Origin of the sequence: Cupriavidus taiwanensis, assembly GCF_900250115.1 — a bacterium.
Lineage (GTDB): Bacteria > Pseudomonadota > Gammaproteobacteria > Burkholderiales > Burkholderiaceae > Cupriavidus > Cupriavidus taiwanensis_B.
Map to the genome: position 1 here is coordinate 1,048,642 of NZ_LT984803.1, position 20,647 is coordinate 1,069,288.

The following is a 20,647-nucleotide window of genomic DNA, read 5'->3' on the forward strand; positions in this document are numbered from 1 at the left end:
TGATGGCCGCCGCGGACCGGCGCCATGCGCACGCCGCGCAGCCGCCGGCCGCCGCGCGGCCTTCAGTGGCGCTTGTACTGCGTGGCGCCGAACAGCACTTCGCGCGCCTTGTCGTCCTGCAGCGCCTTGCGCGCGCTGGCCAGCACCTCCACGCCGCGCTTGACCGCAGGGCGCTCGGCGATCTGGTTGAACCAGCGCTTCAGGTGCGGGTAGTCGTCCAGCGTCACGCCCTGGTTCTGCCAGCTGCGCAGCCACGGGAAGGTGGCGATGTCGGCGATGGTGTACTGCTCGCCGGCCAGCCATTCGTGCTTCGACAGCTGCGTGTCGATCACGCCGTACAGGCGCCTGGCTTCATTGGTGTAGCGGTTCACCGCGTACTCGATCTGCTCGGGCGCGTAGATGCGGAAGTGGTGCGCCTGGCCCAGCATCGGGCCCACGCCGCCCATCTGGAACATCAGCCACTGCAGCGTCTCGTACTTGCCGCGCACGTCGTCGGGCAGGAACTTGCCGGTCTTGCCGGCCAGGTAGAGCAGGATCGCGCCCGATTCGAACAGCGAGATCGGCTTGCCGTCGGGTCCGTCCGGGTCCACGATGGCGGGAATCTTGTTGTTGGGGCTGATCTTCAGGAAGTCCTCGCCGAACTGGTCGCCGGCGCCGATGTTGATCGGGTGGACCCTGTACTCCAGTCCGCACTCCTCCAGCATGATGTGGACCTTGTGCCCATTGGGCGTGGCCCAGGTGTAGACGTCGATCATTGCAGGGATCTCCTGGCTGCATTCATGGGAATGGCCACATCGACCACCGACGTGGCGAACCGCGCGATTTAAGCACAGAAGAAAAAAACGCGCAGGCAGGCTGCGCGTTTTCCACAATGCCGGCAGGGGCGGGGCCCCGCCGGCGTTCCCGGGCGCTCAGAAACCGCGCGCCACCGGCATTTTGATGGTGTCGGGGTTGACGTTCATGTGCTTGGCCAGCTCCAGCTTGGCGATGGCATTGCGGTGCACCTCGTCCGGACCGTCGGCCAGGCGCAGCGTGCGCTGGTGCGCCCACCAGCTGGCCAGGGGGAAGTCGCTGGAAACGCCGGCGGCGCCGTGGACCTGGATGGCCCAGTCGATCACCTTCAGCGCCACGTTGGGGGCCACCACCTTGATCATGGCGATCTCGGCCTTGGCCACCTTGTTGCCGACCGTGTCCATCATGTACGCGGCCTTGAGCGTCAGCAGGCGCGCCATCTCGATCTCGCAACGGGCTTCGGCGATGCGCTCCTGCGTCACGCCCTGGGCCGACACCGGCTTGCCGAACGCGACCCGCGACAGCGCGCGCTTGCACAGCAGTTCCAGCGCGCGCTCGGCCACGCCGATGCTGCGCATGCAGTGGTGGATGCGGCCCGGGCCGAGGCGGCCCTGCGCGATCTCGAAGCCGCGGCCTTCGCCCAGCAGGATGTTCGAGACCGGCACGCGCACGTTCTTCAGCTCGATCTCCATATGGCCGTGCGGCGCGTCGTCGTAGCCGAACACCGGCAGGAAGCGCTTGATGGTGATGCCCGGGGTATCGGCCGGCACCACCACCATCGACTGCTGCTCATGGCGGCCGGCCTCGGGATCGGTCTTGCCCATCACGATATAGACCTTGCAGCGCGGGTCGCCGGCGCCCGACGACCACCACTTGGTGCCGTTGATCACGTAGTGGTCGCCATCGCGCTCGATGCGGCATTCGATATTGGTCGCGTCCGACGAGGCCACCGCGGGTTCGGTCATCAGGAAGGCCGAGCGGATCTCGCCGGCCAGCAGCGGTTCCAGCCACTGGTCCTTCAGTTCTTCCGAGGCGTAGCGCTCCAGCGTTTCCATGTTGCCGGTGTCCGGGGCCGCGCAGTTGAACACCTCGGCCGACCAGGGCACCCGGCCCATGATCTCGCACAGGGTGGCGTATTCCAGGTTCGACAGGCCCTGCGGGGCGCGCGGCGAGCGCGGCAGGAACAGGTTCCAGAGGCCGGCTTCGCGCGCCAGCGGCTTCAGTTCCTCGATCACCTTGGTCGGGATCCAGGCGTTGCCGGCGCGACGGTTGGCGTCGATCTCCTCGGCGAAGCGCTTTTCGTTCGGATAGATGTGCTGATCGAAGAAGGCCAGCAGCTTGGCCTGCATCTCCTTGACCTTCGGGCTGTAATCGAAATCCATGTGGTCTCCTCGCTACGGGAACGGTGGGCGCCGGCCGCCGCCGGCGCCGGTTGGCTGGGTCTTCGGGCGGTACCTCGCCGATGCAATGCACTCTATCTGAAAGCCAATAATTAGAAAAATGAATTTTCTGGATTTGCCAGTATCAATTCGCTGCATTCCGTGCCAGAATCACCAGCATGCAGCTCTCCCGCATCGATCTCAACCTCTTCGTCGTGTTTGACGCCATCTACAGCGAAGGCAGCATCACCGCGGCCGCGCGCCAGCTCAACCTGACGCAGCCGGCGGTCAGCCACGCGCTGGGGCGGCTGCGCACGCTGTTCGACGATCCGCTGTTCGAGCGGCGCGGGCAGGGCATGGCGCCCACGCCGCTGGCCCGTTCGCTGGCGGCCGAGGTGCGCAGCGCACTCCAGTCGTTCGCGCGCACCCTGCAGGACACGCCGCACTTCGATCCCACCAACACCGTGCGCCGCTTCACCATCGGCATGCGCGACGCGCTCGAGTCGACGCTGCTGCCGCCGCTGATGAGTCGCGTCACCGCGATGGCGCCGCAGGTGGAGATCGCCGCGATCCGCTTCGACCGGCGCGAGATGGAATCGGAACTGCTGGCGGGCACGCTCGACGCCGCGCTCGACATCCTGCTGCCGGTGTCGCCGGCGATCCACCATGCGCCGTTCATGGCCGACCCGATGGTGGTGCTGGCGCGGCGCGACCATCCGCTGGTGAAGAAGGAGCTGACCCTGGAGCGCTACCTCGCGGCCGAGCACGTCCATGTGTCGTCGCGCCGCCGCGGTGCCGGGCTGGAGGACCAGGCCTTGCACCGCATGGGCCTGACCCGGCGTGTGCGGCTGCGTTGCCAGCACTACGCCGCGGCATGCCGCGTGGTCAGCTGCACCGACCTGCTGGCGACGCTGCCGCTGCGCTACGCGCGCATCGCCAACGAGCCCTATGCCAACCGGCTGCTGTCGCTGCCGTTCAAGGTGCCGTCGCTGGAGCTGCACCTGTACTGGCACGCGGGTGGCGAGAACGACGGCGCCAACCGCTGGCTGCGCGAGCAGTTGATGGCGGTGATGGCCTCGCTGGGCAGCGGCATGGCCGACGTGGCCGCCGCGGGCTGATGGAGCTCAACTGAGGCCGCCGCTGCCAGAATTCCGTTCAGGTGCGGCGCGCGCGGGTCACACGTAAGTAATTGTTCGCGAGCTAGACCCTCGCAGTCCCGGCCCATACCATCGTCCGGTCTTTCTGCCCCCGGCAGAGCCACAGCGAGCCCGTGCTGCACGGTGCCCGCGATGGTTGTCGCGCCGGCTGTCCGCGCTCGCGAATCCCCCGGGCAGACCAATTCGCCGAACTCCACCACGACGACTCAGACCGATGCTTGGGAAACGCTTGCCTGCCGATTGCCCTTCCATGCCGCCGCGCCGCGCGCGCCACAACACGCTGGCCCTGACCACGCTCTGCACCGCGGCAGCGCTGGCGCTGGCCGCCTGCGGCGGGGGCGATGGCGGCGACGGCGGCACGACCGCCGGTGCCGCGCCCGGCGGTTCGGCTCCTGCGGGTGCGCAAACCAGCGCGCCGGGGGGCGGCCAGGCCGGCTCCGCCGCGCCGGCGTCCCCGACCGCTGCCACCACCACTGCTGGCGCCTGCTACACCATCAGCGGTCCCGCGCCTGCCGCCGCGCCCGGCAGCGGCATCTCGCTGCTGCCGGCGCGCGGCAGCGCGATCAGCAACTACCGCGTGCTGGAAGAGCCGCGCAGCGCCGGCCTGTGCTACGCCAACTATCGCCGCGAGCAGGTGGGCCTGCCGCCGCTGGCGGCGCGCGACCCGCTCCATGCCGCCGCGCAGGCGCATACCGACTACATGCTGGCCAATGCCACGCTGACGCACGACGAAAGCAGCGGCAATCCGGGCTACACCGGCGCCACCGCCGACGAGCGCATCCAGGCCGCCTATCCGACCGATGCCACCGCGGAAGTGGTGGCCGGCGCCAGCCGCTGGACCTCGGTGGCCAATGCGCAGCTGTCGATGTCGCCCAAGGACGCACTGGTGTCGGACCTGGTCGACGCGCCGTTCCACCGCGCCGCGCTGCTGGGCAGCTATGGCTCCGCCGGCAGCGGCTTTGCCGAGCGCGTGGGCGCCAACGGCAGCGGCACCTCGGCCAGCTACTACCAGACCGTCGACCTCGCCGACCGTGTCAACGGCGGCAGCGACAACCAGATGGTGGCCTATCCGTTCGACGGCCAGAACGATGTGCCGGTCAACTGGGTCAACACGGAAAGCCCGAATCCGGCGCCGGGCTATGAAAACCGCACCATGGGCTATCCGGTGTCGCTGCAGGCGATCAATACCTCGCTGCAGTTCGAGGCCGACAACTTCGTCATCACCGATGCGCAAGGCGGCAACGTCGACTGCATCAAGGTCGACAGCCGTTCCTCGGGCCTGAGCAGCGCGGCGCGCGGCGTGGCGGTGTGCACGCCGGTGGCGCCGCTGGCCTCCCAGCAGCGCTATAGCGTGCGGGTCTCTGGCCGGCTCGGCGCGCAGCCGATGGACCTGGGCTGGTCGTTCACCACGCGCTGATCATCACGCCGGGGCGCGCTCATTGCGGCGCGCCCGGCGGCAACTCTCGACGCAGCTCGATCCGCACCTGGCCGGGCGCCAGCGTGGGATCGGCCTGCACCGCAACCGGCCCGGGCGGGCGCTGTCCCGCCGGCACCGCCTGCCACAGCCGTTGCGCCCATTCCCGGATCTCCACATGGTCGGGCTCGGCTGCCCACAGCCTGAGCGGCGCTGCCATGCCCAGGCGCGCGGCGATGGCCGCGGGATCGTCAAGGGTCGAGACGGTGAGGGCGGACGCCGCCGCCGGTGCACGCGCAGCCATCGCAGGGGCAGCCTTGAGGGCATAGGCGGGCGGTGCGGCAGGCGCGGGCGCTGATGGTGCGGCTTGCGCGATGGCTGCGTCAGGGGGTGCCTGCGGGGCGGCCGGGCTCGCTTGTGCCGGGGCCTCGCGGTCAAGCGCGGGTTCGCGCGGAACGCTTCTGGGCGCCTCTGTGCCGGGCGCTGCGCGAGGTGCGGGGCGGGCCGTGGGCGGAGCTGCCTTGGCGGCCGGCGCGGCGGGTTTGGGGGCGGTGCCGCGGCGGTTTCCGGCAAGGGCGGCGATGGTGCCGTCGACGCTGCCGGCGCTGGCGTGGGCGTGGCCATCTCGGCCGACGCCATCTCGGCCGTTCCGGTCGGCAACAGCGCGCCATCGTCGATCTGCCGCAGCACGATGCTGGTGGTCAGTCCGGCCACCGCCGCGACGCTGGCGACCAGTCCGAGCGAACGCCACCACCGGCGCGCGCGCGCGGCATGCGTGAGCCGCGCCGTCGCGGATGGCTGTGCGGGGTTCCGGGTTGAATCCGCAGCCTGTGCCCGCAGCCACGCCGCCGCATCCGGACCGAGCCGCGCGCCGAGCACGTCCTCCGCGGCGGCGCCGGCGGCGACCCGTGCCAGCACCGCGTCGCGCCGCGCCGACTGGGCCGCGTGCAGGCGCGCGGCTTCTTCCAGCACGGCCGCGGCCAGCGCCGGCGGCGCGGCAAACGGCAGGGCGGCGGCACCGGCCTGGCGGCGCGCGGCCTCGTGTTGCGCAGCGCGCGCGGCGGCAAGCACGGCGGCTTCCAGTGCGGCCGGCGGCGGGTAGGGTGGCAAGGCTTTCAGCAGGGCCGAGAGCCGGTCCTCGCCCGCGATGAAGCGTTCGGCCGCGTGCGCTGCGGCGTTGCCCGCGCTCATGGTCCCGACTCCGGCAAGCTGCCGGCCAGGTCCGCGCGCAGGCGCGCGAACGCATAGCGCAGCCGGCTCTTCACGGTCTCGAACTTCTCGCCCAGCATCGCCGCAATCTCTTCGACGCTCATATTGCTGAAGAAGCGCAGCACCACCACTTCGCGCTGCGACACCGGCAACTGCAGCAGCGCCCGATGGACGTGCTGCGCGTGCTGCCGCAGCTGCAGTTCCGCTTCCGGCGACAGGTCGTCGGCCGGCAGTTCGGGCAGGTGGTCATCCAGCGCGTCGCGCTGGCGCGCATCGGCGCGGCGCACCTGGTCGAGCCAGGCATTGCGCGCGATCTGGAACAGGAAGGTGCGAAACGCCGCGTCTGGCTGGTAGTCGCCGCAGCGGGTCATCAGCTTGACCCAGGTCTTCTGCGCGAGGTCCTCGGCTTCGCCGGCATTGCCCCGGCAGAGCCAGGCCAGGTAGTTGTAGAGGCCCGGATTATGCCGGCGGAACAGCTCGGTGACGGGCTGCTCGATGATGCCGCCCGCCACCAGCAGCATCAGGTCGTGGTCGGGCAGCGCGCCCAGCGCGTCGGCGGGGGCAGCGCAAGCTGCGGATGGAGCGGGGTCTGGGGCCTGCATGCGCCCGAGTATAGGAGAGCGCAGGGCGGGGCGACAGTCCGCGCCACCCCGCGCCGGCTGCGCGCCGCGGTGCGGCTCAGCGTGCCGCATGTCCGGCCGGCGCGCCGCCCTGGGAAGCGGCCGGCGCCGCGGTGGCAAGGCTCTGCGCCAGGTCCACCAGCTTGACGAACTCGCCGCGGTAGCCGAAGCGGTCGGCGCCGCGCGCGCCTTGCGCCAGCGCGCGGGCGTCGGCGTAGCGCCAGGCGCCGGTGAACTTGCCGCCGCGCAGCACCTGGCCGAAGCCGGCCACCGCCGCGGCAAAGCGGAAGTCGTCGTCGCCCTGCGCCAGCGGGCGCAGCGCCTGCCGCGCCACGGTGACGTCGAGCAACTGGCTGGTGCTGGCCGCCGGCAGCTTGTAGCGCAGGCGCACATGCGCGAGTTCGCCATCGCGCCCCGGCGCCGGCGCCGCGCGCTGGTAGCGCAGCGGGTCGACCAGCCCCGGCTCGCCGGCCAGCGTCAGCTCGTACAGCGCGGTCACGGCGTGGCCCGCGCCGATATCGCCGGCATCGACCTTGTCGTTGTTGAAATCCTCGCGCGCCAGCATGCGGTTCTCATAGCCGATCAGCCGGTACTCGGTCACCGTGGCCGGATTGAACTCGACCTGTATCTTCACGTCGCGCGCAATCGTGGCCAGCGTCGAGCTGATCTCGCTGGCCAGCACCTTGTTGCCTTCCATCAGGTTGTCGATGTAGGAATACGCGCCGTCGCCGGCATCGGCCAGCTGCTCCATCAGCTGCTCGTTGTAGTTGCCGGTGCCGAAGCCCAGCGTCGACAGCGAGACCCCCGACTTGCGCCTTTCCTCGACCATGCCCTTGAGCTGGCGGAAGTCGGTCACGCCCACATTGAAGTCGCCGTCGGTGGCCAGCAGCACGCGGTTGATGCCGCCGGCGATATAACTCTGCTGCGCGGCCTGGTAGGCCAGCGCAATGCCGCTGGCGCCGGCGGTGCTGCCGCCCGCCACCAGCTGGTCGATGGCGGCGCTGATGGCAGCCTTGTCGCTGCCCGGCGTGGGCGGCAACGCCACGCGCGTGCTGCCGGCGTAGGTGACCAGCGTAATGCGGTCCTGCGCGCGCAGCTGGTTCACCAGCAGCTTGAGCGATGACTTCAGCAGCGGCAGCTTGTCCGGCGAGTTCATCGAGCCCGACACGTCGACCAGGAACACCAGGTTGGCGGCGGGCAGCGCGCCGCTGGCCACGTCCTTGCCCTTGATGCCGATGCGCAGCAGCACATTGGACGGATGCCATGGCGCCGGCGCCAGCGCGGTGTGCACGGCGAACGGGCGGCCGTCGGCGGGCTGGGCGTAGTCGTAGGGGAAGTAGTTCAGCAGTTCTTCCACGCGCACCGCATCGGCCGGCGGCACGCGGCCGGCATTGAGCAGGCGCCGCACGTTGCTGTAGCTGCCGGTATCGACATCGATGCTGAAGGTGGACACAGATGCCTGTGCCACCAGCCGGACACCGTTCTCGTCGATGGCGCCGTAGCGTTCGCGCTCCTCCGGCGCGGGTGCCGGCAACGGGTAAGGGTGCGGCATTGCCAGCGTGGCGTGCGGTTCGATGCTGTGCATTTCCGCAGCGGGTTCGGGCTGCGCCGCCCTGGCGGCATGGTCCGGGTGCGGAGCCGGGGCCATCGCCGGGGACACAGGCTGGGAGGCCTGCTCGGGCAGCGGCCGCGAAGGACCGCCGCATGCGGCCAGCGCCAGCGCCAGGGCTGCGGCAAGGCTGGAAAGGAAGACCGGTGCGCGTGCTTGCATGTTGTTCTCCTGGAAGGCCGCGGGCAGGGCGCCGCGTGACCGCCTGTCGATGTAACGGGCCATGCGGGCCGGCGGGGTTGGGGCGGGCGAGATATTTTTTTGCCGCCAGCTGTCCGATCCGGATGTGGCGAGCGCCAGACTCCCGTCCTCGCGGGATGCCCCGATCGCCACTACAATCGTTGGATCCTTCTGCCGGAGATCTCGCATGGTTCACCCTGACCTCACTTCGATGGCGTGGCGCGGCGCGCTGGCGCTGGCGCTGTCGGCGCTGCTCGGCGCCTGTGGCACCCCGGGCGGAAGCACGGCCACCCCGGCCGCCTCCACTACGCCGGCGACAGCGACTACGCCCGCGGCGATGCCGCCTGCGCCGGAAGTGGCCTCCGGCTACCGCCCCGGCATGGCGACCGTCTACGCGCAGCGCCACATGGCAGCCGCGGCCAATCCGCTCGCCACCGAGGCCGGGCGTGCCATGCTGCGTCAGGGCGGCTCGGCCATCGATGCCGCCATCGCCATGCAGGCGGTGCTGACGCTGGTCGAGCCGCAGGCCACCGGCATCGGCGGCGGCGCCTTCATCATGTACTGGGACGGCAAGAACGTGCAGGCCTTCGACGGCCGCGAGACCGCTCCCGCCGGCGCGACCGAAAACCTGTTCCTGCGCCCGGATGGCAAGCCCATGTCGTTCAGCGAGGCCCAGATCGGCGGGCGCTCGGTCGGCACCCCGGGCGTGATGCGCGCGCTGGAGATGGTCCACCGCAAGCATGGCCGCCTGCCCTGGGCCAGGCTGTTCCAGCCCGCCATCGAGCTGGCGGAGAAGGGCTTCCCGATCTCGCAGCGGCTCTACACGCAGGTCGCGGCCGACAAGTTCCTGGCCAACTCGCCAGAGATGGCCGCTTACTTCCTTGACGCCCAGGGCAAGCCCAAGCCGGCCGGCACGGTGCTGAAGAACCCGAAGCTGGCGCAGACGCTGCGCGACATTGCCCGGCGCGGCGCGGGCGTGCTCTATGGCGGCCCGATCGCGCGCGATATCGTGGCCAAGGTCAACGACGGCAGCAACGCCGGCTCGCTGTCGCTGGCCGACCTGGGCAGCTACCGCGCCAAGCAGCGGGTGCCGGTATGCACCGACTACAAGCGCTACAAGGTCTGCGGCATGCCGCCGCCGTCGTCGGGCGGCATCGCCATCGCGCAGATCCTCGGCACGCTGCAGGCGCTGGAAACCAAAAATCCCAAATACGCGCTCGCGGCGCTCAAGCCGCAGGCGGTGAACACGCCGGCGCAGCTGGAAGCCCATGCCGACGCCGTTCATGCGATTGCCGAGGCCGACCGTCTGGCCTATGCCGACCGCGGCCTGTACGTCGCCGATGCGGACTTCGTGCCGGTCGACGTCAGCGGCATGGTCAACCCCTCCTATCTCGCCGCGCGCGCCGAGCTGATCGGCGAGCAGAGCATGGGCAAGGCCCAGCCGGGCACGCCGCCTGGCGCCACGCTGGCCTACGCGCCGGACCGCTCGCCGCCGCGCATTTCGACCTCGCAGATCGTCGCGGTCGACGACCGCGGCGGCGCCATCTCGATGACCACCACGATCGAGTCGTACTTCGGCTCGCATCTGATGGTGCGCGGCTTCATGCTCAACAACCAGCTCACCGACTTCTCCTTCGTGCCCAGCGAAAACGGCAAGCCGGTGGCGAACCGCGTGCAGCCGGGCAAGCGCCCGCGTTCTTCGATGGCGCCGACGCTGGTGTTCGACCGCCAGAGCGGCCAGCTGGTGGCAACGGTCGGTTCGCCGGGCGGCTCGCAGATCATCGAGTACGTATCCAAGGCGCTGGTCGGCATGCTCGACTGGAACCTGGATCCGCAGGCGGCGATCGGCATGGGCAACTTCGGCAGCCGCAACGGCCCCACCGAAGTCGAGCAAGGCCTGGTGTCGCCGGGGCTGGTGCAGGCCCTGCAGGCGCGCGGCCACCAGGTGACGGCGATCGAGATGACCAGCGGCACGCAGGCCATCGTGCGCCGCCAGGGACCGGACGGGAGGATGGTGTGGGCCGGTGGTGCGGATCCGCGGCGGGAGGGGGTGGCGCTGGGGGATTGAGACTGGCAGCGTGCGATACGCTCACTGTCTGCAAAATGCCGGCTGTGTACTCCCTCTCCCGCTTGGGGAGAGGGTCGGGGAGTGGCCGGCGTATCGACGAAGTCAAGCACTGCGGTATGCCACGGCCTGCCCTCTCCCCCGGCCCCTCTCCCGCCAGCGGGAGAGGGGAGCAAACCTTTGGCAAGCCTTTGATCTCTAGCTTTTAGTCTCAGTCCTTCGCCTTCTTCGCATATTCCCACCCCATCTCGGCCATCGGCCGCGCGCGCTTGCCGGCGTCGGTGGCCTGCGCCGACGACGCGGTGCCGTCGACCACGCGCTTCATGATGCCCTGCAGGATGCCGGCGATGCGGAACATGCTGAAGGCCAGGTAGAAGTTCCAGTCGCCGGTGATGGGGCGGCCGGTGCGCTGCTCGTACAGGCGGCGGTAGCTGGCTTCGTCGGGGATGCCGAGCGCGGCGAAGTCCAGCCCGGCGATGCCGCGGAACTGGCCGGGGGCGATATGCCAGCTCATGCAGTGGTAGCTGAAGTCGGCCATCGGGTGGCCCAGCGTCGACAGCTCCCAGTCCAGCACCGCCAGCACGCGCGGCTCGGTCGGGTGGAACATCAGGTTGTCGAGGCGGTAGTCGCCATGCACGATCGAGGTCAGGTCGGCGTCTTCCTGCGGGATATGCTGGGGCAGCCAGTCCATCAGCGCGTCCATGGCCGGGATCGATTCGGTCTCGGACAGCTTGTACTGCTTGGTCCAGCGCTCGATCTGGCGCTGGAAGTAGTTGCCGGGCTTGCCGTAGTCGCCCAGGCCGATGGCGTTGTAGTCGACCGAGTGCAGCGCGGCGATGACGCGGTTCATCTCGTCGTAGATGGCGCTGCGCTCGGCCGTGCCCATGCCCGGCAGCGACTGGTCCCACAGCACGCGCCCGGCGACGAATTCCATGATGTAGAAGGCGCGTCCGATCACGGATTCGTCCTCGCACAGCGCGTACATGCGCGCCACCGGCACGTCGGTGCCGGCCAGCGCGGCCATCACGCGGTACTCGCGCTCGATCGCGTGCGCCGACGGCAGCAGCTTGCTCTTGGGTCCGGGCTTGGCGCGCATCACGTAGGTCTGTCCCGGCGTGACCAGCTTGAAGGTCGGGTTGGACTGGCCGCCCTTGAACTGCTCCACGGTCAGCGGGCCGGCAAAGCCCTCCACGTGCTGCCGCATCCAGGCTTCCAGCGCGGCAGTGTCGAAACGCTGCTGGTCAGCCACCGGGCGCGTGCCTTCGAAGTGCGATACGTTGCTGGTCATGCTGTCTCCGTTGGTTTTCTGTTCGGGTTCGATGAGGAAAGCGGGGGCGGGGAACCTCAGCCGGGCGGCTGTCGTCCGCGCAAGTACTGGTGCAGCAGCACTTCCATGGTGGTGTGGCGCGAGCCGCTGTGCACGGGCGTGGGTGGCGAGTAGTTGGTCATGCGCACCACCCAGTCGAGCGGGCCGTCGCCCATGTCGAGCACATTGATGCAGCCGGCGGTCTGCAGCAGCGAGCCGAAGAATACGCGCCGCCCGCAGCTGATGGCCTGCGACAGGATGGCGCGGTTGGTGCCGCCATGCAGCACCATCAGCACGGTATCCCAGTCGGGGTCGTCGCGCAGGCGCGCCAGCGCGGGCAGCACCCGGTCCAGGAAGGCGCCGACGCTCTCGCCGTTAAGAAAACGCTTGTGTTCCGGCACTTCGCCTTCGAAGGCGCCGACAAAGGCATCGCGCAGGTCCTCGCTTGCAATCGCGGACAGGTCGCCGCCGCGGATTTCCTGCAGTTCCGGCCAGACTTCGGGAGCGATGCCGTCCATCTCCGGCAGTTCGGCCAGCACGCATTGCGCGGTCTCGACCGTGCGCGGCAGGCCGCTGACGATGACGCGGTCGAAACGGATCTGCTCCGCGGCAAAGGCGCGGCCGGCGGCGCTGGCCTGCATGCGGCCGGTCTCGTTCAGCGGCACCAGCTCGGGCAGGGCGGTGCGGCGCCCGGCTTCGTCGAAGTAGGAAACCGCACCATGCCGCATCAGGTAGATGCGGCGGCGCGAGGACGGCGGCAATTCCATGCGTGGTCTCCTTGCATTGTGCCGGCATGCCCGTCTGCGCGGGCTTGCCGTGTTGATGATCCGCGCGCGCGGATCAGCGGTATTGTGGCTTGCGCTTCTCCAGGAAGGCGCTGATGCCTTCGCCGCCGTCGGGGTGGTGCAGCGCCGCGACGAAGCTGTCGCGCTCGGCCAGCAAGTGCTCGGCGCGCGAGGCGGTGGCGGCATGGTTGATCAGCGCCTTGATGCGGCCGACCGCGTGCGGCGACTGCCGTGCCAGGCCCGCCGCCAGGCGCAGCGCTTCATCCAGCGCCTGGCCGGGCCCGGTGACGCGGTTGACCAGCCCGAACTGCGCCAGCCGGGCGGCGTCCACCGGCTTGCCTTCCATCATCAGTTCGCTCGCCAGCGGCCGCGGCAGTGCGCGCGCGAGCTCGTACGAGCCACCACCGTCGGGCGTCAGGCCCACCGAGACGTAGGCCATCACGAACTTGGCATCGCTGGCCGCCACTACGAAGTCGCACGCCAGCACCACCGAGAAACCCGCGCCCGCGGCCGCGCCTTCCACCGCCGCGATGATCGGCTTGGGAAAGGCGTGCAGCGACTCGATCCAGCCGTTCAGCACCGCGATGCTGGCGGCCTGCACCTCGGGCGGCTGGCTGCGGTTGCCGAGCAGCCGGTTCAGGTTGCCGCCGGCGCAGAACACGCCGTCGGCGCCGGTGATGATGACCGCGCGCAGCGAGTCATCCGTGGCGGCCTGGTCCAGCGCCTGCTGCGAGGCCGCGTAGATGTCGGGGTGCAGCGCATTGCGCGCCTCGGGGTTGGAGATGGTCAGCACCAGCGTCGAATCGACGCGGCGGGAAAGCAGCTGTGCGGGCATGGCGTGGCTCGGTGGGGGCGGTCGGTGGGGGGGGCGGACGCGACGGCAGACGGCTTACTGCTCTTCGGCCAGCAGCGACAGGCCCAGGCCGGCACGGCGCCACAGCCACGGGCTGGGGCGATAGCGCATGTCGCCGGTCAGCGCTTCCATGTTGCGCAGCGTCTCCAGCACCAGCTGCGGGCCGACCGCGTCGCCCAGCGCCAGGGGGCCCTTCGGGTAGCCCAGGCCGAGGTTCACGGCCAGGTCGATGTCGGCCGGCGTGGCGATGCGCTGCTGCGCGATATCGCTGGCGATATTGATGATGCAGCAGAGCACGCGCTGGGCGACGAAGCCGGCGGAGTCGCGGATCAGCGTGACCGGCACGCCGTCGCTGGCAAACAGGCCATGCGCGGCGTCGCGCGCGGCGGCGCTGGTGGCCGGGGTGGTCATCAGCGTGCGGCGCCTGGTGGCCTCGAACGGCAGCAGCGTGTCGATGGCGACGGTGCGGGCCGGGTCCAGGCCTTGCTGCAGCGCGCTGGTGGTGGCGTCCAGGCCCAGCGGCGTGACGATGATCAGCGCGTCGGCGGACGGCTGGTTGCCGCCTTCCGGGGTCACGCCGAGCGCGCCCAGCAGCTTGGTCACCATGGCATGGCCGCGCTCGCTGGCGTGGCTGACCCACACGCTCGACGGGCGCGCGGCCGGCACCGCTGCGGCGGCGGGCACCTGCTTCTGGCCGTCGGCATAGGCATAGAAGCCGGCCCCGGCCTTGCGCCCGATCAGCCCGCCGACCGCGCGGATCGCGGTGATCGGCGACGGGCGGTAGCGCGGCTCCTGGTAGAACTGGTTGTAGATCGATTCCATCACCGGGTGCGACACGTCCAGCCCGGTCAGGTCCATCAGCTCGAACGGGCCCATGCGGAAGCCGGCCTGCTCGCGCATGATGTTGTCAATGTCGGCGAATTCGGCCACGCCTTCCTGCGCGACCTTCAGGCCTTCGATATTCATGCCGCGGCCGGCATGGTTGACGATAAAGCCCGGCATGTCCTTGCAGCGCACCGGCGTATGGCCCATGCGGCGCGACAGCGCCATCAGCGCGTCGCCGACCGCGGGATCGCCCGACAGGCCGTCGATGACCTCGACCACCTTCATCAGCGGCACCGGGTTGAAGAAGTGGTAGCCGGCGATGCGGCCGGGATGCTTCGATCCGACGGCGATCGCGGTGATCGACAGCGACGAGGTGTTCGAGGCGATGATCGCGTCCTCGCGCAGGATCGCTTCCAGCTTGGCGACCAGGTCGCGCTTGACCTCCAGCTTCTCGACGATGGCTTCGAGCACCATGTCGCTGTTGGCCAGATCCTCCAGCGCAGCGCACGGCTTGACGCGGGCCAGCGTGGCCTCGGCGTCGGCGGCGCTGAGCTTGCCCTTGTCGGCCAGCTTGGCCAGCGTGTCCTGCAGGTACTTGCGCGCGGCTTCCACCGCCTGCGGGTTGGCGTCGTACAGGTTGACGGTCAGGCCAGCCTGCGCGGCGATCTGCGCGATGCCGCGGCCCATGGCGCCGGTGCCGACGATGCCCAGCGTATCGATGGTGAAAGTGCTCATCATTCGTCCCAAAAGTTGTGGTTAAATTAGCACGATCGTACGTTTTTTGCACCTTCCGCAACAGACCGGCAGGGCAGGCCGCGTGCGCTGATCGGCCAGCCGGTTCACTGCAGACGCCGGATGGTCCACAATCCCCGTTCCACGCGATTCGATGCGGGAACCCATCCCATCACGGAGACAGACGACATGCTGAAGCTCTGCGGATTTGCCGCCAGCAACTACTACAACAAAGTGAAGCTGGCGCTGCTGGAAAAGAACGTGCCGTTCGAAGAAGTGCTGGCCTGGATCGGCGAGACCGATCCAGCGGCCACGCCCGCTGGTAAGGTGCCCTACATCATCACCGAATCTGGCCCGGTGTGCGAGTCCGCGGCCATCGCCGAATACGTGGAAGCGGCCTACCCGCAGACGCCGCTGCTGCCAGCGGACCCGTACCAGGCCGCCAAGGTGCGCGAGATCGTCGTGTTCCTGGAGCTCTACCTGGAGCTGACCGCGCGCGAGCTGTACCCGGAGGCGTTCTTCGGCGGCAAGGTCAGCGACAGTGTCAAGGAGCGCCAGCACAAGCTGCTGACGCGCTATATCCCGGCATTTGCCAAGCTGGCGAAGTTCTCGCCGTACATCGCTGGCGACGGCTTCACGCTGGCCGATTGCGCGGCGGCGGTGCACCTGCCGCTGGTGTCGTCGTGCACCAAGATCATCTATGGCACCGACATGCTGGCTGAACTGCCGGTCAAGGACTACCTGAAGCTGCTGTCGCAGCGCGAGTCGGTGCAGAAGGTCAATGCCGACCGCAAGGCTAACACCGAGCTGATGATGAGCCGCAGCAGGAAGTAAGCGGTTCGCCTTGCCACTCGAGTACTCCCTCTCCCGCTTGCGGGAGCGGGGAGCAAACCGCCGGGATGCAAGACGCCTCGGCCAACAAAAATGCCCGCGAATCGCGAGCGATTCCGTCCTGGCTTACAGCTTCGCCAGCCGCTCCAGCGCCAGCGCCAGCGTCTCTTCCTTCTTCGCGAAGCAGAACCGCACCACGCCCGACTCGCGCGGCTGCGAGTAGAACGCCGAGACCGGAATCGCGGCCACGCCGATCTCGCGCGTCAGCCACATGGCGAAGTCGGCCTCGCCCAGGTCCGAGATCGCGGAATAATCGACGCACTGGAAATAGGTGCCGTCCGACGGCAGCAGCTTGAAGCGCGACCCCGCCAGCCCGGCGCGGAAAAAATCGCGCTTGGCCTGGTAGAACGCCGACAGCTGCAGGTAGGGCGCCGGATCGGCCATGTAGTCGGCCAGGCCATGCTGCACCGGCGTGTTCACCGTGAACACGTTGAACTGGTGCACCTTGCGAAACTCGGCCATCAGCGCGGCCGGCGCGGCCACGTAGCCGACCTTCCAGCCGGTCACGTGATAGGTCTTGCCGAAGCTCGAGATGACGAAGCTGCGGCGCGCCAGCTCGGGATGGCGCGACACCGATTCGTGCCGCTGGCCATCGTAGACCATGTGTTCGTAGACCTCGTCCGACAGCAGCAGGATGTCGGTGCCGGCGAGGATCTGCGCCAGCTGGTCCATGTCGGCCGCGCGCCAGATCGTGCCGGTGGGGTTGTGCGGCGTGTTGACAAGGATCATGCGCGTGCGCGGCGTGATCGCGGCGGCGAGCTTGTCGAAGGGCACGCGGAATTCCGGCGCTTCGAGCGCGACCGGCACCGCGGTGCCGCCGGCCAGTTCGATCGCGGGCAGGTAGCTGTCGTAGCACGGCTCCAGCACGATCACCTCGTCGCCCGGATGCACCGCGCACAGGATCGCGGTGAGGATGCCCTGGGTGGCGCCCGCGGTGACGGTGATCTCGCTGTCCCAGCTGTACTGGTGGCCATACAGGCTGGCGATCTTGGCGGCGATGGCCTGGCGCAGGTGCGGCACGCCCGCCATCGGCGGGTACTGGTTATGGCCGGCGCGCATGGCGCCGGCGACGGCATCGACGATGCCCGGGTCGCAGTCGAAGTCCGGAAAGCCCTGGCCCAGGTTGACCGCGTTCTTCTCGGCGGCGAGCGCCGACATCACGGTGAAGATGGTGGTGCCGACGCCGGGCAGGCGCGACGGCGGCGGCGTCAGTGGGGCGAGCGTGGTGTCTGCGGACATAGAGCGCGAGTCGATGCGGTAGGAACGGTGGGCGGTCAGGCGTGCGGCAAGCGCATGGCGGCGCCGCGAGCCGCCATTCTAAAGCGGATCGGCGGCCGCGGCCGGCGCCAGCGCGGCCAGCCAGGCGCCGAATGCCGGCGGCGTCATCACTTCCACGCCGCTGCTGCGGCGCAGCCGGGTGCGCAGCTTGAGCACGGCCTTGTCCTTCGACACCAGGCAGGCGGCGCCGGCAAAGTGGGCCAGCTCGACGAACTTCTGGTCGTCGGTGTCCTTGCAGCGCGGCAGGCGCAGCGCGTCGCAAGCGGCCTGCGGCGGCGCCGCTTCCAGGCTGGCGAGGCGGTCGACGGTGGCCAGCGCTGCGCCGATATCGACGTCAAAACGGGCAAATTGCGGATAGGCCAGCACCCGGCGCAGTTCCTCGCGGCAGTCGGCGCGGATCACCGGGGCGATGATGCCGGCTTCCAGCGCGGCGCAGATCGGCTCGACCTGCGGGTCCTGGAAGACCAGCAGGTCCACCCAGATATTGGAGTCCAGCACCACGCGCGGCGCGGATGTGATGCCGGCGGGGCGGCCGGCCGGGCTGCCGGAGTTCCCGGCGGACGGGGTGGTTGCGGTGGTGTCGAGGCGCATTCGCTACAATCTGGGCTTGTTTGTCCTTGGCTACTGCCGCGATTTTGCCATGCTCATCGTTTTGTCTCCCGCCAAGTCGCTGGACTACGAGACTCCCGCCCGCATCAAGACCCACACGCTGCCGCGCTTCATCGACCGTTCCGCCGCGCTGATCGAGCGCCTGCGCCGGCTGGCGCCGCAGGACGTGGGCGCGCTGATGGACATCTCCGACAAGCTCGCGGTGCTCAACGTGACGCGCTACGCCGACTGGTCGCCAACGTTCACCGCGGCCAACAGCAAGCAGGCGGTGCTGGCCTTCAACGGCGATGTCTACGACGGCCTCGATGCGAAATCGCTATCGGCCGACGAGCTTGGCTTTGCGCAGAAGCACCTGCGCATCCTGTCCGGCCTGTACGGCGTGCTGCGCCCGCTGGACTGGATGCAGCCGTACCGGCTCGAAATGGGCACGCGCCTGGACAATGCCGCCGGCAAGGACCTGTACGCGTTCTGGGGCGACGATGTCACGCAGCTGCTCAATGCCGACATGGCGGAGCTCAGGCAGGAAGGCGCGCCGGTGCTGGTCAACCTGGCCTCGGAGGAGTATTTCAAGGTGGTGCGGCCCAAGGTGCTGCAGGCGCGCATCGTCACGCCGGTGTTCGAGGACTGGAAGGGCGGCCGCTACAAGATCATTTCGTTCCACGCCAAGCGCGCGCGCGGCACCATGGCGCGCTACGCGGTGACGCATCGCGTGACCGAGCCGGAAAAGCTCAAGCGCTTCGCCGAAGACGGCTATGCCTTCGACCAGGCGGCCTCGGACGCGACCCGCTGGGTGTTCCGCCGCCGCCTCGAAGACTGACCACGCGTCCTGAACCCATCGCCACGAGACCGCCAGCCATGCTGCATATCTCTTCGCATTTCGATTCCGGTGCCATCGAGGTCGAGGCGCTCGACCGCGCCGACGATATCCGCCTGCGCATCCGTGCCGATTCGCACGCCGACTTCCGCCAGTGGTTCCATTTCCGGCTGCAGGGAGCGGCCGGGCAGGCCTGCCGCATGCACTTCCTGAACGCGGGCGACTGCACCTATCCGGATGGCTGGCGCGACTACCGCGCGGTGGCGTCGTACGACCGCGCCAACTGGTTCCGCGTGCCGACGCGCTTCGACGGGCAGGTGATGACGGTGGAGGTCACCCCCGAGCACGACAGCATCTGGTTCGCGTATTTCGAGCCCTATCCGGACGAGCGCCACCTGGCGCTGCTGGCAAGCTGCCAGCGCTCGCCGCTGGCGCGGCTGTCGCACCTGGGCAGCACCGTCGACGGGCGCGACATGACGCGCGTCACCATCGGCGAGCCCGGCCCGGGCAAGTCGACCATCTGGATGATCGCGCGCCAGCACCCGGGCGAGAGCATGGCCGAGTGGTTTGTCGAGGGCGTGCTGCAGCGGCTGACTGGCACCGGCATGTGGGCCGGCGACCCGGCCGCGCGCAAGCTGCTCGAGCGCGCGGTGTTCCATATCGTGCCGAACATGAACCCCGACGGCTCGGCGCGCGGCAACCTGCGCACCAACGCCGCGGGCGCCAACCTGAACCGCGAGTGGATGGCGCCGAGCCCGGATACCAGCCCCGAGGTCTACCACGTGCGCCGCGCGATCGAGGCCAGCGGCTGCGACATGTTCTTCGATATCCACGGCGACGAGGGCCTGCCGTACAACTTCGTCGCCGGCAGCGAGATGCTGCCGGGTTTCACCGAAGCGCGCCGGCGCGAGCAGCTGCGCTTTATCGAGGCCTTCAAGCGGGCCTCGCCGGACTTCCAGGACGTGCATGGCTATGCGGCCAGCAAGTACAACGCCGACGCGCTCAAGCTGGCGTCGAAGTACATCGGCCATACCTTCGGCTGCCTGGCACTGACGCTGGAGATGCCGTTCAAGGACAACGCCGACCTGCCGGATCCGGCGGTCGGATGGAATGGTGCGCGCAGTGCGCTGCTGGGAACGGCGATGCTGCAGGCGATACTGGATTATCTGGGCTGAGCGTTGGCTCGCTGCTGGTTGTCTCCCCTCTCCCGCTTGCGGGAGAGGGGAGACAACCAGCGTCCACAACGGCGTTCGCTGTCTTGCTGCGCCTACTGCTTCTGCTTGCTCTTGCTGCCCGCCTTGGCCGAGCTCGACGTGGACTTGGCCGACGTCGACTTGGCAGAGCTCGACTTCACCGACTTCGACGTAGAAGCCTTGCCGGACTTCGGCGCCGTGCTCTTGCCCTTGGCCCCCTTGCGGCTCTTGCTCGCCGACGTGCGCGTGGCGGTGGGCACCGCCGGCGCGGCGGCAGGCTCGCTGATGGTGGCGCCGCTGCTGTCGAGCAGCTCGTACGCCAGCATCATGCCGTCGTCATAACCGCAGCGGACCTTGACCGGCTGCCAGTCGTCGCTGCCCTGGCGCTTGTGCGCGGTGGCGGCGAAGGTGACCACCGAGCTGACCGGCACCGCCTGCTTGCCCGGCGAGAAACGCCCGCTCCAGGGTTCGGTGCTGGCCTGGCCCGTGGCGAGCGCGCCGGTGGGGATCTTCAGCGCATCGTAGGTGGCCGAGCGCGGCACCACCCAGCTGGCGTGGGCGGCGCAGTCGGCCACGTCGCTGTTGGCGTTCTCGGTCTTCATCAGCTGCTCGCGCATGCGCGCGCGGTATTCGGACAGGCTGACGCGGCCGCGGTCGGGCAGGTTGATGGTCTTGGTGGGGGGCCGGGCGGAAACTGCCGGTGCGGAGGCGGGGCGGGCGGGAGCTGCGGCGGGACCGGGGCCGGCGCCGGGGCGGCGGCAGTGCCGGCGGACTCGTCCGGCAGGTTGGCGCAGCCCGCCAGCGCGATCGCACCGGCTACTGCGGCGGCCACCATGCGCAGCCGGCTGCCGAGCATTGCGGAGATTCGTCGGATCACGGTGTTAGCGTTGTGAGCGTGTGTGCTTGCCTGGGATTGCCTGCCGGCGCACGGGGCCG

The 20,647-nt window shown here is 69.4% G+C and carries 18 protein-coding genes and 1 pseudogene; 7 read left to right on the forward strand and 12 right to left on the reverse strand.

Translation table 11 applies throughout. The annotated features are described in order from the left end of the window. Nucleotides 1-62: 62 nt before the first annotated feature. Together CBM2586_RS05135 and CBM2586_RS05140 are read right to left on the reverse strand one after the other, a co-directional pair. A complete protein-coding gene (locus CBM2586_RS05135) occupies nucleotides 63-755 on the reverse strand; it encodes a glutathione binding-like protein (RefSeq protein WP_115662573.1) in 693 nt (230 codons plus the stop codon). 156 nt (nucleotides 756-911) lie between these two features. Further along, a complete protein-coding gene (locus CBM2586_RS05140; RefSeq protein WP_115662572.1) occupies nucleotides 912-2,174 on the reverse strand; it encodes an acyl-CoA dehydrogenase family protein in 1,263 nt (420 codons plus the stop codon). A 176-nt stretch (nucleotides 2,175-2,350) separates the two neighbouring features. Between CBM2586_RS05140 and CBM2586_RS05145 the strand changes: the two genes are divergently transcribed. Next, nucleotides 2,351-3,289 carry a LysR family transcriptional regulator gene (locus tag CBM2586_RS05145; protein WP_012352371.1) on the forward strand — a complete coding sequence of 313 codons (939 nt, stop codon included), beginning with the start codon at nucleotides 2,351-2,353 and terminating at the stop codon, nucleotides 3,287-3,289. A 289-nt stretch (nucleotides 3,290-3,578) separates the two neighbouring features. Next, nucleotides 3,579-4,745 (forward strand): CAP domain-containing protein, encoded by a 1,167-nt coding sequence (locus CBM2586_RS05150; protein ID WP_231942502.1) that lies wholly within the window; start codon nucleotides 3,579-3,581, stop codon nucleotides 4,743-4,745. A gap of 19 nt (nucleotides 4,746-4,764) precedes the next feature. Here CBM2586_RS05150 and CBM2586_RS31960 read toward each other — a convergent pair whose 3' ends face one another. After that, the gene (locus CBM2586_RS31960; RefSeq protein WP_240991462.1) at nucleotides 4,765-5,046 is read right to left on the reverse strand and encodes a hypothetical protein; all 282 of its coding nucleotides are present in this window, start codon (nucleotides 5,044-5,046) and stop codon (nucleotides 4,765-4,767) included. 306 nt (nucleotides 5,047-5,352) lie between these two features. Between CBM2586_RS31960 and CBM2586_RS31965 the strand changes: the two genes are divergently transcribed. Beyond that, nucleotides 5,353-5,844, forward strand: coding sequence for a hypothetical protein (locus CBM2586_RS31965; RefSeq protein ID WP_240991463.1), 492 nt, complete (start codon nucleotides 5,353-5,355; stop codon nucleotides 5,842-5,844). An 85-nt stretch (nucleotides 5,845-5,929) separates the two neighbouring features. Here CBM2586_RS31965 and CBM2586_RS05160 read toward each other — a convergent pair whose 3' ends face one another. Together CBM2586_RS05160 and CBM2586_RS05165 are read right to left on the reverse strand one after the other, a co-directional pair. Next, nucleotides 5,930-6,553: an RNA polymerase sigma factor gene (locus tag CBM2586_RS05160; RefSeq protein WP_115686963.1), complete on the reverse strand. Its 624-nt coding sequence runs from the start codon at nucleotides 6,551-6,553 to the stop codon at nucleotides 5,930-5,932. 76 nt (nucleotides 6,554-6,629) lie between these two features. Next, complete coding sequence (locus tag CBM2586_RS05165; protein WP_115686964.1) at nucleotides 6,630-8,342, reverse strand: vWA domain-containing protein; 1,713 nt, start codon at nucleotides 8,340-8,342, stop codon at nucleotides 6,630-6,632. Between the two features lie 205 nt (nucleotides 8,343-8,547). On the opposite strand from CBM2586_RS05165, the gene ggt reads away from it, so the two are divergent. Continuing rightward, the gene (ggt, locus tag CBM2586_RS05170) at nucleotides 8,548-10,428 is read left to right on the forward strand and encodes a gamma-glutamyltransferase (RefSeq protein ID WP_115686965.1); all 1,881 of its coding nucleotides are present in this window, start codon (nucleotides 8,548-8,550) and stop codon (nucleotides 10,426-10,428) included. A 208-nt stretch (nucleotides 10,429-10,636) separates the two neighbouring features. Here the strand turns inward: ggt and CBM2586_RS05175 are convergent, their stop codons facing one another. The 4 genes from CBM2586_RS05175 to CBM2586_RS05190 all read right to left on the reverse strand — a co-directional run bounded on the left by CBM2586_RS05175 (nucleotide 10,637) and on the right by CBM2586_RS05190 (nucleotide 14,929). Next, complete coding sequence (locus CBM2586_RS05175) at nucleotides 10,637-11,713, reverse strand: phosphotransferase (RefSeq protein WP_115662567.1); 1,077 nt, start codon at nucleotides 11,711-11,713, stop codon at nucleotides 10,637-10,639. A 56-nt stretch (nucleotides 11,714-11,769) separates the two neighbouring features. Next, nucleotides 11,770-12,498 carry a histidine phosphatase family protein gene (locus CBM2586_RS05180; RefSeq protein WP_115662566.1) on the reverse strand — a complete coding sequence of 243 codons (729 nt, stop codon included), beginning with the start codon at nucleotides 12,496-12,498 and terminating at the stop codon, nucleotides 11,770-11,772. Between the two features lie 73 nt (nucleotides 12,499-12,571). Continuing rightward, nucleotides 12,572-13,351, reverse strand: coding sequence for an oxepin-CoA hydrolase, alternative type (locus CBM2586_RS05185; RefSeq protein ID WP_115686966.1), 780 nt, complete (start codon nucleotides 13,349-13,351; stop codon nucleotides 12,572-12,574). 54 nt (nucleotides 13,352-13,405) lie between these two features. Beyond that, complete coding sequence (locus CBM2586_RS05190) at nucleotides 13,406-14,929, reverse strand: 3-hydroxyacyl-CoA dehydrogenase (protein ID WP_115686967.1); 1,524 nt, start codon at nucleotides 14,927-14,929, stop codon at nucleotides 13,406-13,408. Nucleotides 14,930-15,115: 186 nt separating this feature from the next. Between CBM2586_RS05190 and CBM2586_RS05195 the strand changes: the two genes are divergently transcribed. Continuing rightward, nucleotides 15,116-15,760 (forward strand): glutathione S-transferase, encoded by a 645-nt coding sequence (locus tag CBM2586_RS05195; protein WP_115686968.1) that lies wholly within the window; start codon nucleotides 15,116-15,118, stop codon nucleotides 15,758-15,760. A gap of 123 nt (nucleotides 15,761-15,883) precedes the next feature. Here CBM2586_RS05195 and CBM2586_RS05200 read toward each other — a convergent pair whose 3' ends face one another. Beyond that, nucleotides 15,884-17,056, reverse strand: a complete 1,173-nt coding sequence (locus CBM2586_RS05200) for a pyridoxal phosphate-dependent aminotransferase (RefSeq protein ID WP_115662562.1) — start codon at nucleotides 17,054-17,056, stop codon at nucleotides 15,884-15,886. 78 nt (nucleotides 17,057-17,134) lie between these two features. Then, nucleotides 17,135-17,686, reverse strand: coding sequence for a PIN domain-containing protein (locus CBM2586_RS05205; protein ID WP_115686969.1), 552 nt, complete (start codon nucleotides 17,684-17,686; stop codon nucleotides 17,135-17,137). A gap of 49 nt (nucleotides 17,687-17,735) precedes the next feature. On the opposite strand from CBM2586_RS05205, the gene yaaA reads away from it, so the two are divergent. Together yaaA and CBM2586_RS05215 are read left to right on the forward strand one after the other, a co-directional pair. Further along, the gene (yaaA, locus tag CBM2586_RS05210) at nucleotides 17,736-18,521 is read left to right on the forward strand and encodes a peroxide stress protein YaaA (protein WP_115688652.1); all 786 of its coding nucleotides are present in this window, start codon (nucleotides 17,736-17,738) and stop codon (nucleotides 18,519-18,521) included. A 38-nt stretch (nucleotides 18,522-18,559) separates the two neighbouring features. Beyond that, on the forward strand, nucleotides 18,560-19,693 hold the full coding sequence (locus tag CBM2586_RS05215; protein ID WP_115686970.1) for a M14 family metallopeptidase: 1,134 nt from the start codon (nucleotides 18,560-18,562) through the stop codon (nucleotides 19,691-19,693). Nucleotides 19,694-19,785: 92 nt separating this feature from the next. Here CBM2586_RS05215 and CBM2586_RS05220 read toward each other — a convergent pair. Then, a pseudogene (locus CBM2586_RS05220) lies at nucleotides 19,786-20,588 on the reverse strand (BspC domain-containing protein). Nucleotides 20,589-20,647 lie beyond the last annotated feature (59 nt).